The 11669-nt window shown below is 70.0% G+C and carries 11 protein-coding genes; all 11 read right to left on the bottom strand.

The window, feature by feature from the left end; translation table 11 throughout:
- Window positions 1-3 precede the first annotated feature (3 nt).
- The 11 genes from D3869_RS30615 to dapA all read right to left on the bottom strand — a co-directional run bounded on the left by D3869_RS30615 (window position 4) and on the right by dapA (window position 11660).
- Window positions 4-1560 carry a PepSY-associated TM helix domain-containing protein gene (locus tag D3869_RS30615; protein WP_247896113.1) on the bottom strand — a complete coding sequence of 519 codons (1557 nt, stop codon included), beginning with the start codon at window positions 1558-1560 and terminating at the stop codon, window positions 4-6.
- Window positions 1557-1847 (bottom strand): hypothetical protein, encoded by a 291-nt coding sequence (locus tag D3869_RS30620; protein WP_137143386.1) that lies wholly within the window; start codon window positions 1845-1847, stop codon window positions 1557-1559. Before D3869_RS30620 ends, D3869_RS30615 begins: the two co-directional genes overlap by 4 nt.
- Window positions 1844-4291 carry a TonB-dependent siderophore receptor gene (locus D3869_RS30625; RefSeq protein WP_247896114.1) on the bottom strand — a complete coding sequence of 816 codons (2448 nt, stop codon included), beginning with the start codon at window positions 4289-4291 and terminating at the stop codon, window positions 1844-1846. The genes D3869_RS30620 and D3869_RS30625 overlap by 4 nt, the downstream gene beginning before the upstream one ends.
- Window positions 4292-4508: 217 nt before the next feature.
- Window positions 4509-5537: a FecR family protein gene (locus tag D3869_RS30630; protein ID WP_247896115.1), complete on the bottom strand. Its 1029-nt coding sequence runs from the start codon at window positions 5535-5537 to the stop codon at window positions 4509-4511.
- A 20-nt stretch (window positions 5538-5557) separates the two neighbouring features.
- On the bottom strand, window positions 5558-6133 hold the full coding sequence (locus D3869_RS30635; RefSeq protein WP_137143388.1) for an RNA polymerase sigma factor: 576 nt from the start codon (window positions 6131-6133) through the stop codon (window positions 5558-5560).
- A 219-nt stretch (window positions 6134-6352) separates the two neighbouring features.
- A complete protein-coding gene (locus D3869_RS30640; protein WP_040137713.1) occupies window positions 6353-6769 on the bottom strand; it encodes a DUF3830 family protein in 417 nt (138 codons plus the stop codon).
- Between the two features lie 144 nt (window positions 6770-6913).
- The gene (hydA, locus tag D3869_RS30645) at window positions 6914-8338 is read right to left on the bottom strand and encodes a dihydropyrimidinase (RefSeq protein WP_137143389.1); all 1425 of its coding nucleotides are present in this window, start codon (window positions 8336-8338) and stop codon (window positions 6914-6916) included.
- 61 nt (window positions 8339-8399) lie between these two features.
- Window positions 8400-9083, bottom strand: a complete 684-nt coding sequence (locus D3869_RS30650; protein WP_137143390.1) for a GntR family transcriptional regulator — start codon at window positions 9081-9083, stop codon at window positions 8400-8402.
- A 10-nt stretch (window positions 9084-9093) separates the two neighbouring features.
- A complete protein-coding gene (locus D3869_RS30655) occupies window positions 9094-9789 on the bottom strand; it encodes an amino acid ABC transporter permease (RefSeq protein ID WP_094305872.1) in 696 nt (231 codons plus the stop codon).
- 72 nt (window positions 9790-9861) lie between these two features.
- Complete coding sequence (locus tag D3869_RS30660) at window positions 9862-10692, bottom strand: ABC transporter substrate-binding protein (protein WP_094305871.1); 831 nt, start codon at window positions 10690-10692, stop codon at window positions 9862-9864.
- A 47-nt stretch (window positions 10693-10739) separates the two neighbouring features.
- Window positions 10740-11660, bottom strand: coding sequence for a 4-hydroxy-tetrahydrodipicolinate synthase (dapA, locus tag D3869_RS30665; protein ID WP_137143391.1), 921 nt, complete (start codon window positions 11658-11660; stop codon window positions 10740-10742).
- Window positions 11661-11669 lie beyond the last annotated feature (9 nt).

The raw sequence follows: 11669 nt of genomic DNA on the forward strand, positions 1-11669 counted from the left end.
GTATTACTTAACGCGCGCGGCGGCGTCCTGCAAGGGTCCCCGCGCGGCCGCGTTCCGCCACCCCCCTGCACGCACGCGGCGCCAGGCCAGCAGACCGAACAGGGCGCCCGTCGCCAGAGCGGTCAGGTCGATGCCGGCGACTCCCCACAGCCCGCGCGCCAGCGTCACCCCGAGATGGGCCTCGCTGGTCAGGGCGTTCAACACTGGCAGGGCGGTCCACAGCAGCGCCGCCGCCGCCAGCTGCTCGCCCCAGGCCCGCTGGACGCCGCGCAGCGCCGGGTGCAGGGCTGTCAGAAACCACGCGGCGAAGAAGGTGAGGGCCTCGAAGGTCTCCCGCCCGGCCAGCCCGGCGGGCAGCAGGCGGTTGGCCCAGAAATAGGCAGCGATGGCGATGGGAAGCCCGACCATCACCGCCAGATTGGCGCCGTCGGCCAGACGCAGCCCGAAGGACGGGGTGGCCTCGCGCTTGCGCCGTTTGATGATCCAATAGACCTGACCGGTGCCGATCATCGCGGTGCCGGCGAGCCCGCACAGGATCATCGCCAGCCGCAGCGGTGTGTCGGCGAAGCGCATCATGTGCAGGCCATAGGCGCCGGCCCGCGTCGCCGCCGCTCCGCCTGTCCCCTCCCAGACCTCGCGCACCGCGCCAGTCGTGCCGTCGAACAGGATGGCCTGCGGCGAGATCACCACCCGGTCGGAATCGGTGCGCTTGAGAAGGATGGTGGCGGCGGCGTCGCCCGGGTTGTCGATGATGATCCATCCTGGCCGGCCGCCGTCCCAGCGCCGCGCCGCCTCCGCCAGCAGCGGCTCGATGGCTGTGAGCGGGGCGGGCCGTCCCGCCACCGCCACCGGCGGCGGTTCGGCGTAGACCGCCGTGTTGAAGGTCGCCGGCCGGTCGCCGAAGGCCGCCTGCAGGCCCCAGGGCATGTAGAGCAGCATCAGCGGCACCAGCCCGGTCACGGTGATCAGCGCGTGGTAGGGCAGCACGATGATGCCCAGAGCGTTGTGCACGTCCATCCACAGCCGCGTGCGCGAGCGGTTGGGCCGGAAGGTGAAGAAGTCCCAGAAGACCCGCCGGTGGATGACGAAGCCGGTGATCAGCGCCACCAGCAGGGCCACCCCGGCGGCGCCGATCAGATAGCGCCCCACCAAGCCGGGAACGCGCAGGTCGAAGTGGAAGTAGTAGAGGAAGTCGCCGCCGAAGGTCGCCCGCGCCTGCACCGGGCGGCCGTCCGCCGGCTCCAGCGCCAGCTTGCGGAAGGCGGGCTGTATCCCCGGCGGGTTGTAGACGTAGACCTGGGTCGCGGTCCGCCGCTCGTCGGGCATGGTGATCAGCCAGCGGCGCGCCTGCGGCGCCTCGCGCGACAGGCTGGCGATCGCCGCCGCCGCCGCGGCGGGGCTGTTGGTCGCTGCGATCCGCTCGGGCTGCATCCAGCGGGTGATCTCGAAGCGGGCGTAGGCGGTGGTGCCGGTCAGGAAGACGCAGAACAGCAGCCAGCCGACCACCAGCCCGCCCCAATTGTGCAGCCACGTCATCGACAGGCGGAAACTGCCGTTCATACCCCGGTTCCCGTCATGCTTTTCAACAGTGAGACCGCCGCCCAGACCGCCGCCGTCAGGCCGGCGGTCCAGGCCAGGGCGCGCAGGGCGCTGGCCGCGGCGAACACCATCACCACGGTCAGGACGCAGGGCAGCAGCGCCGCCATGGTGGCGGTCAGCACCGCCTCCGCGCGGTCCTGCACGGCCGGCAGCGCCAGGGCCAGCGCCGCCGCCGTTCCCGCCGCCAGGGCGTAGCCGCCGCCGACGGCGGTCACGACCCGCAGCGCGATCTCGGTTTTTCGCTTCACCAGGAATACTTCAGTGAGCCGATGACGGTGCGGCGCAGGCCGTAATAGCAGTTGGTCGCCCGTGAGCAGGCCGCGACATACTCCTTGTCGAAGAGGTTGCTGGCGTTGACCGCCGCCTGCACGCCCTGGAGCTGCGGGCTCAGATAGGACAGGTCGTAGCGCAGCGCGGCGTCGACCAGCGTGTGGGACGGCACCTTGAAGCTGTTGGCCGGGTCGCCGTAGGTGAAGCCGACGTAGCGCAGGCCGAGCCCGCCGCCCAGGCCGGCCAGCGGGCCGTCCTGCACCGTGTAGTCGCCCCAGGCCGAGGCCGAATGGGTCGGCACGGCGACCGGCCGCTTGCCGCGGTCGGCGCCGTTGCTCTTAGTCACCTCGGCGTCGAGGAAGGTGTAGCTGGCCACCGCGTTCAGCCCGGCGGCGAGGCTCACACGCGCCTCCGCCTCGAAGCCGCGCGAGCGGACCTCGCCGGTCTGGATGTTGTAGTTGGTGTGCAGCGGGTCGGCGGTGGTGACGTTCTGCTGGGTGATGGTGAAGGCCGACAGGGTGAACAGGCTGCCGGAGCCCGGCGGCTCGTACTTCAGCCCGGCCTCGTACTGCTGGCCGGTGGTCGGCTCGAACGGGTTGCCGTAGAAGTCGCTGCCGGACGTCGGCTCGAAGGATTCCGAATAGCTGGCGTAGGGCGCCAGACCGTTGTCGAACAGGTAGAGCGCCCCGACGCGGCCGGTGAAGGCGTCGTCCTGCTGCGACGCCCGTGCCTGGTTCAGCCGGTTGCGCTGCTGCGTCTCGGCCCAGTCCTTGCGCCCGCCCAGCAGCACGGCGAGGCCGCCCCACTTGATCTGGTCCTGGGCGTAGACGCCGGTCTGGGTGATGCGGGTGGCGGTGCTCTGGTAGATCGGCGGGGTGGCGATCGGCAGCCCGTAGACCGGGTTGAACAGGTCGAGGTTCGGCGCCGCCGCCTGCCCGCGCAGCGTGTCGCTCCTCAGCCGCTGATGGTCGACGCCGGCCAGCACGGTGTGGCGCAGCGGACCGGTGTGGACGGTCACCTGGACCTGGTTGTCAACGGTCAGGTCGTAGGCGCGCTCGCGGGCCGAGAAGGTGGTGCGCCGCGTGGTGCGCTGGTCGGGCAGCAGGCCGGACGCGTAGACCTGCTTGAGGTCGAGGTCGTTGTGCAGGTAGCGGGCGTTCTGCCGCACCGTCCAGCGCTCGTCGAACCGGTGTTCGAAGCGATAGCCGACGCTCATGGTCTTGCGGTCCCAGTCGTTGAAGTTGGGATCGCCCGCGAAGAGCTTGGTCGGCAGCGTGCCGTTGGGGTTGGGAAGCACGGTGCCCTGGGCCGGCAGGTAGTTCAGCGGCGAATCGTCGTAATTGTCGCGCTGGTAGAGGCCGATCAGCGTCAGGCTGGTGTCGTCGGTCGGCCGGATGGTCACGGTCGGGGCGGCGGCGAGCCGGCGGCGCTCGGCGATGTCGGTCTGGGTGTCGGTGTCCAGCGCGACGCCGGCGAACCGGTAGGAGAGCCGACCGTCGCCGGTCACGTCGCCGCCGATGTCCAGCGCGGCCTGCTTGCGGCCCTGGTTGCCGGTTTGCAGCAGGATTTCATGCCGGGCGTCGGGGGAGGGCTGCTTGGTCACCATGTTGACCAGACCGCCGGGGCTGGTCTGACCGAACAGCACCGAGGCCGGGCCCTTCAGCACCTCGACCCGCTCGAACAGGTACGGGTCGATACCGGAGGTCAGGAAGCCGCTGCCCTTCAGCCGCAGCCCGTCGAGATATTCGTTGAAGGACACGCCGGTGGTGCCGTTGCCGCCGAAGCCGCGCACCGAGATGCCGTCGCCGCCGAAGGAGGAGGACCCGCCGTTGCGGGCGGTCGTGACGCCGGAGGTGTAGTTCAGGACGTCGGCCAGACTGCGCGCCGCCTGGGCGTCCATCTGGTCGCGGGTGACGACGGAGATCGACTGCGGCGTTTCCAGGATCGGCGTGTCGGTCTTGGTGGCTGTGGCGCTCTGGCGGGCGGCGTAGCCCATGACCGGGCCGGTCGCCCGCTCGCGCGTGCCTTCGACGGTCACCGGGTCCAGCACCGTCTCGCCGGCCTGCGGCCGTGACAGCACGGCGCGACCGGGGCCGGTCATCTGGTACGACACGCCGGTGCCGGACAGCAGGCGGCGCAGCGCCTCGTCGGCGCTCATGGTGCCCGACACGCCGGGCGAGGTCAGGCCGCGCGCCACCTCCGCCGGGAAGCCGACCTCCCAGCCGCTGGCCGCGCTGAAGGCGTTGAGGGCCGTCACCAGCCCCTGCGGGGCAATGTCGAAGCGCTGCCCCGCCGTTTGTCCGCCCATCTGTCCGGAAGCCTGGGCCACCTGCCCGCCGGTCTTCGCCGGTGCCGCCAGGGCGTAGCCCCCCGCCGCCACACCGATGCCGGCCACCGCCGATGACAGCAGCGCCGCCCGCAACAGGGCCGTCCCCCGACATCCCCGCGCACCCCGATCCATCATCCCCGCACCCATCGTAACGCTTTCCCCATGATCGCGACGTATCGACCGGCCGGACCGCGTCGCTTGTTGCGATTGCGACGCATTCCTAATAGCCGTGCCGACCTGACGTTTTGGGATCGTGAAAAGCGGAAATTTTTTTTGAGGGACGGCGCGCGGGCAGGGAAAGCCGGCGGCGTCAGGGACGCGGGCGCAGGATCAGCAGGGCGTCGGACACCCGCAGCGTCTCGGCCCGCACCAGACCGGCCAGGGCCGTCGCCGTCCGCACCGGATCGTCCAGCCGGTAATTGCCGGTGATCCGCCGGTCGGCGAGGGAATCGGGAACCACGATCAGCCCCGGGTAGTAGCGGTCCAGCTCATCCAGAACCTCGCCCAGGGGGCGGTCCTCGAAGACCAGCCGGCCATCGACCCAGCCGAGCGCCGCGGACAGGTCGGCGGGGTGCTCCGCGCCGACGCCCGACGCCGTGACCACCACCTCCTCGCCCGCGCGCAGCCGCACGGCGGGGCCGCCGGACCGGGCCACATCCACGGTGCCGTGGCGCACCGTCACCGTCACCCGGTCGTCCAGGTAGCGGACGGCGAAGGCGGTGCCGACCACGGTCACCACGGCGGGGCCGGCCGCGACCCGGAAGGGACGGGCGGGGTCGGGCGTCACCTCGAAGAAGGCGGCCCCGCGCAGCAGCCGGGTCCGCCGCTCCTCCCCCTCGACGTCGGTGGCGAGCGCCGTCCCGGTGTCCATCAGCACCCGCGATCCATCGGCCAGCTGCAGGCGCTCCTGCACGCCGGTCGCGGTGCGGTGGTCGGCCTGCAGGCGCAGCGGCAGGTCGGCGGCCAGGCCAAGTCCGACCGCCACCAGCACCGCCGCCGCCCACGCCATCGCCCGGCGCCCCAGCGGCCGGGAGCGGCGCGACGGTCGGAGGGGAAGCGCTGGCGCGGCGTCACGCGGCGCCGTGTCCGGAACCGCCGTGTCCGGAGCCGCTGTGGCCGAAACCGCTGTGGCCTCCAGCGCTTCGGTGAGGATGGGCGAGGCCCACATGTCCTGCGCCAAGGCCCAGGCGCGGGCGTTGCGGGGATCGGCGGCGCACCAGGCGGCGCAGGCCTGCCGGCACTCCTCTCCCGCATCCTCCGCCTGCAGACGGATGAACCAGTCGAGCGCCTGCTCCAGCGGTAAGGAGGGGTCGGTGTCGTCAGGCATGGGATCGGGCATGGGAGTCGCGTGTGGTGCCGTCACGGTCTTTCTCTTTGTAAGACGTTCGGGCCGGCGGAAACCCGCAATCCTTCCCGGTCGAGCCGGGCGAACACCTCCAGGCAGGCCAGCAGGGCGGCCTTCAGATCCTTTTGCACGGTGCTGACCGAGACGTCGAGCCGCTCGGCGATCTCCGCGTGGGACAGCCCCTCCATCCGGTTCAGCAGAAGAATGCGGCGCTGCCGCTCGGACAGGGTCGCCAGCGCGGCGTTCATCCGGGCCAGCCGCTGGCGGTCGCCGGCCTGGGTTTCCGGAGAGGGCAGGGGGGCGGCGACCTCCTCCATCCCTTCGGCGGTCACGTCCTGCACCACCACCACGGCGAGCCGGCGCTCCCGCCGCAGATGGTCGAAGGCCAGGTTGCGCGCCGTCTGGAACAGGAAGGGCAGGGGATGATCCACCGGCCGGTCGCGTTCCGCCGCCCTTACCTTGAGATAGGCCTCGTGCGCCAGATCCTCGGCGGTGGCGGCGCTGCCGACCATGCGGGACAGCAGGCGGACCAGCGTGCTCCGGTGTCCCATGAAAAGAGCGTCGAGCGACGGCTTGGCGGTGTCAGCCATGGGCCACCGGACGAGGAACCGGCGCCTTCACGCGATGCGGATCGGGCATGCGGTGCAGATCGGGCATGGCGTCGCCCCGTTTCTCCACAGAAAAGCGGCGTCGCCGCGCCATGACCGGTGCATGACGGGGGCAATATACTTAGAATGCGTATCATTCTCAACCGTATGTTCCGCCTGAGGAACCGCCGTGCCCCGGGGCACGGCGGCGCCTCGCGCGGATCAGCGGGCCAGCTCGAAGCGGATCGGCTGCGCGCCCTGCCACAGGGTCCGCTTGCCGAGTTCGGCCAGATTCTCCAGCCCTTCGGTGATGGTGATGAAGTGGTTGCCGGCGAGCTGGCCCATCTTGCTGGAGAACTGCACGCCGCCATAGGCCAGCAGGATCTCGGTCTCGCTGATGCCGCCCGGATAGAGGATGATCTGGCCCGGCGCCGGGTGGCTGGTGTGGTTCTCGTAGCCGAGGCCGAAATCGGTGTCGCCCAGCGGAATCCACACGCCTTCGCCGCTCCAGCGGACATGGACGATCTGGCCCTCGTAGGGCAGCAGGCTGCGGAACTTGGCGCAGGTCTTCGGCGCGGCGGCCGATTCAAAGCGGGCGCCGAAGGTGAAGGGGCCGGCGGTGATGGTCAGGGCGTCCATGGTGTCGTGGTCCTCGTGTCCTGGGTTCTTATGGCCCCACCCGAACCCTCTCCGGCCCGGCGGGGGAGGGCCAAGGTGGGGGAAGGTGCTTTGTGGGGGAAGGTGCTTTGTGGGGGAAGGTGTTTTGTGGGGGAATGCGCTTTCTCAGACCGCCGCCACCTTCGGCCGCGCCAGATCCGGCGTGTCGCAGCGCAGGAAGGCGCCGCGGCCGGGCTGCGCCACGCAGGCGCCGCCCTCCACCACGACCTCGCCGCGCGACAGCACGGTCTCCGGCCAGCCGGTCACCTCCAGCCCCTCGTACGGGGTGTAGTCGACGTTGTGGTGCAGCATGGCGTTGGTGATCGTGACCTTGCGGTCGGGGTCGTAGATCACGATGTCGGCGTCGGCGCCGATGGCCAGGCTGCCCTTGCGCGGGTGCAGGCCGTACATCTTGGCCGGGTTGGTCGAGGACAGCTCGACGAAGCGCTGCAGGCTGATGCGGCCCTTCTTGACGCCTTCCGAGAACAGGATGGGCAACCGCGTCTCGATGCCCGGCACGCCGTTGGGAATCCAGTTGAAGGGCGTGTTGGCGCCGTGCAGCATCTTGCCCTTGGGGTCCTGGTAGCGGAACGGCGCGTGGTCGGACGACACGATGTGGAAGGTGCCGCCGGCCAGCGCGTCCCAGACGGCCGCCTGGTTGGCCTTGTCGCGCGGCGGCGGGCTGCAGATGCACTTGGCCCCTTCCATGCCGTGGCCGTGCAGGTCGTGCTCGGTCAGCACCATGTATTGCGGGCAGGTCTCGGCGTAGATGCGCATGCCGCGGCCCTGCGCCCAGTGGATCTGCTCGATCGCCTCGCGGCCCGAGACGTGGACGATCAGGATCGGCACGTCGGCGAGTTCCGCCATGGCGATGGCGCGGTGGGTCGCCTCGCGCTCCACCAGCATCGGCCGGGAATCGGCGTGGTAGCGCGGCGCGGTGTGGCCGGCGGCGAGCAGCTTGTCGGTCAGCCAGCCGATGAAATCGGCGTTCTCGGCGTGGATCATCGCCATGGCGCCGTCGCGCCGGGCGACGCTCAGCAGCTCCAGCACCTGCCGGTCGTTCAGCTTCATGTCGTCGTAGGTCATGTAGATCTTGAACGACGTGTAGCCGTCATGAATCAGCGCCGGCAGGTCCTGGCCGAGGAGCTGGTCGGTCGGGTCGCTGACGATGAGGTGGAAGGCGTAGTCGATCACCGCCTTGCCGTCGGCCCGCCGGTGGTAGTCGGTCACCGCGTCGCGCAGCGACTGGCCCTTGAACTGGCAGGCGAAGGGAATGACCGTCGTTGTCCCGCCGTAGGCCGCCGAGCGCGTGCCCGTCTCGAAATCGTCGGCCGACTGCGAGCCGTCGCTGGTCGGCTGGTCGAGGTGGCAATGGCCGTCGACGCCGCCGGGCATCACCAGCTTGCCGGTCGCGTCGATCTCGCGGGCGCCCGGCCCCAGCCCGGTGCCGATGGCGGCGATGCGGCCGCCGATCACGCCGAGGTCGGCGGCGAACACGTCGGACGCGGTGGCCAGCGTGCCATGGCGGATCACGGTGTCGAACTGCGGCATGGAACTCTCCTTGGTCCTTGAAGGGCGGTCCCTTAGGGGACGGTTCTTGCGGTGACCGGAATCACAGGAAATAGCCGCCCGGATTGGCCTCGGCGGCGATGGCGCGGCGGGCGTCGTCCTGGAGGTTGCGCAGATGCGCCAGCATGGCGGCCTTGGCCGCGGCCACGTCGCGCCGCTCGACCGCCTCCAGCACCGCCCGGTGCTCCGTGTCGATCTCGCCCTTGCGGTGGAAGCTGCTGGAGATGCGGAACAGACGGGCGACCACCCGCATGCGCGTGATCGTCTCGGCCAGCGTCGCGTTGCCGCTGACGCGGGCGAAGAAGCTGTGGAAATGGTTGTCGTAGAGCCAGTGCTGCATGTCGTCCTCGCCGCCGTCCAGCGATTCGAGCCCGCGCCGCAGCTCGGCGAGGTCGGCGTCGCCGACCAGCGGCACCGCCGTCTCGATGGCGTGGCACTCCAGCAACTCGCGCATCTGCATGCACTCGAAGAACTCGCGGGCCGAGACGATGCGGACGCGGTAGCTGCGCTCGCTGGTGCGCTCCAGAAGCCCTTCGCCGACCAGCCGGACCAGCGCCTCGCGCATCGGCGTGCGCGACACGCTCAGCCGCTCGGCGAGCCGCCCCTCCGGCACCTCGGCGCCGCCGGGAATCTGGCGGCTGAGGATCAGCTCGCGCAGATGCCCGTAGGTCTGGTCGCCGAGGTTGGCGGGCCGGGGGAACAGCGGGTCGGCCGGGGGAGGGGTCATGACCGGAGCCTCACTGGCCGTCGACGATCGCGATGTTGCGGTAGGCGCGGCCGAAATGGCGCTCGATGCGGCGCTGGACGATGTCCCACAGCGAGGTCATCAGCAGATAGTAGAGGGCGGCCACCGTGAACAGCTCCAGCACCATGAAGCGCTCCTGGATGAGAAGCTGGGTGCTGCGCAGCAGCTCCTCCATCGAGATGACGGAGGTGACCGAGGTCGTCTTCAGCAGCCCGTTCACGCTGTTGCCGAGCGCCGGGATGATGATGCGGATGGCCTGCGGCAGCACGATGTAGACCATCACCTGGGCCGAGTTCAGGCCGAGCGCGCGGCCGGCGTTGCTCTGCCCGGCGGCGACGCCGAGGATGCCGCCACGGATGATCTCGGCCAGATAGGCGGCCTCGTTGAGGATCAGGCCGATCAGCGCGGATTCCGTCACCGACAGCTTGATGCCGATCTGCGGCAGGCCGGTGTAGATGATGATGAGCTGGACCAGCAGCGGCGTGCCGCGGAACACCCAGATGTAGGCCTGCGCCGCCGCCGATACCCAGCGGTACGGCGACAGCCGCAGCAGCGCCAGCAGGCAGCCGACCACGAGACCGCCGGCGATGCCCGCCAGCGTCAGCCACAGGGTCGTGATCGCTCCGCTGAGCAGGTAACCGTTGAACAGGTAGTCGAAGAAGCCGTCCCAGTTCCAGCCGCTGGTCATTCCGTCAACCTTTCGCTCTTATCCGCCGCGCGGGCGGCGGCCGGGACGCGCCCCGCCGCCGCCCGCACCCACTCACATGCCGGGGCCGTTGACCTTGAAGGCGCCCTCGTTGGGCAGCAGGCCGTACTCCTCCATCAGGGCCTTGTAGGAGCCGTCCTTCTGCATGTCGTTGAGCACGCCGACCACCGCCTCGCTCAGCGCCTTGCTCTTCATCGCGAGGGCGACGGGGGTCGGGAACAGGCCGTGCAGGGCGCGGTCGAAGTCGCCGCGCTTGCTGTATTCGGCCGCCGTCGGGTCGATGGCCACCGACGCCTCGGTCTGGCCGGCGCGCAGCGCCTGATAGGCCGTGGCGAAGTTGTCGAAGGTCTTGATCTCGATCGGCTTCAGCCCCTTGGCGACAATCATCTTGTCGAGCTCGCGCAGCTTGCGCTCCTCGAAGCCGCCCAGCTCGACGCCGACCGGGCGGCCCGACAGATCCTCCGGCTTGGTGATCTTCAGCGGGTTGCCCTTGGACACCGAGACGCTGATCGCCTGCGATTCATAGTTGATCATCGGCATCATCTTGGCCCGCTCCTCGGTCCAGAAGATGCCGGTGTTGATCAGGTCCCAGCGGCCGGCCTGGAGGCCGGGAATCATCGCCGAGAACTCGATGCGGACATATTCCGGGGTCAGGCAGAGGCGCTTGGCGATCTCGTTGCCCAGCGTGATGCGCATGCCCTTCAGCACGCCGTTGGAATCGACGAACTGCATCGGCGGCAGGGTCGGGTTGGTCGACATCACCAGCGTGCCGGGCTTGATCAGCTCGGAGTCGGCGACCGCCGGCTTGCAGCCGGCGGTTTGGGCGGCGGCCGGCAGCGCGAACAGGGTCAGGCCGGCGGCGATCAGCAGCGTACGAATGGTCATCGTGGTCACCTTCTGTCTTGGTTGGACGGTCCAGCACTCACACCTGGTCAGCGCCCGGTCCCGGCAACGGAGGGAGCGCCCAGGGAATTGATCAGCCCGTAAGCCGCCAGATCGGCGCGCAGGGCCTCGGCGTCGCCCGCCGGGAGCGGCAGGCGCGGCGCGCGCGGTTCGCCCACGGCCAGGCCCATCATGCCCAGCCCGGCCTTCGACGCGGCGACGTAGCGGTGGCCGCCGACCCAGCGCACGATCGGCAGCATCTTCTTGTAGAGCGCCAGCGCCTGATCCTTGTCGTTGTGGTCGGCCACCAGCTCGAACAGCCGGGCCGAATCGCGCGGGATCAGGTTGGAGCAGACGGCGACCCAGCCCTGGGCGCCGAGCCAGAAGGATTCGTAGCCGAGGATGCCGGCGAACACCGTCATGCGGTCGCCGCACAGCTCGATGATGTCGCGGACCCGCGTCACCTCCAGCGTCGATTCCTTGATGTAGAGGACGTTGTCGATTTCGCTCAGCCGCGCGACGATCGGCGGGGTGAGGTCGACGTTGGCGGTCGCCGGGTTGTTGTAGATCATCACCGGCAGCGAGATCGCCTCGCCGATGCGGCGGTAATGCTCGAACAGCTCGTCGGGGGTCGGGGAGCTGTAATAGGGCGGGATCACCATGATCCCGTCGGCGCCCATCCGCTCGGCTTCCTTGGCGTGGGCGACCGCGTCGCGGGTCCATTCGGCGCCGGTGCCGATCAGCACGGGCACGCGGCCCGCCGATTCCTGCACGCAGATCTCGATGACCTGGGCCCGCTCCTCAGGGGTCATCGACAGGAACTCGCCGGTGCTGCCGAGCGGGATCAGGCCGTGGATGCCCTGCTCGATCTGCCAGTTCACCAGCTTCTTGAGGGCCGGAACGTCCACTGCACCACCGTCGGCGGTGAAGGGGGTGATGAGAACCGTGTAGGTGCCGCGCAATGCCGTCATGGGTTCCCC

Origin of the sequence: Azospirillum brasilense (assembly GCF_005222205.1) — a bacterium.
Taxonomy (GTDB): Bacteria; Pseudomonadota; Alphaproteobacteria; order Azospirillales; family Azospirillaceae; genus Azospirillum; species Azospirillum brasilense_G.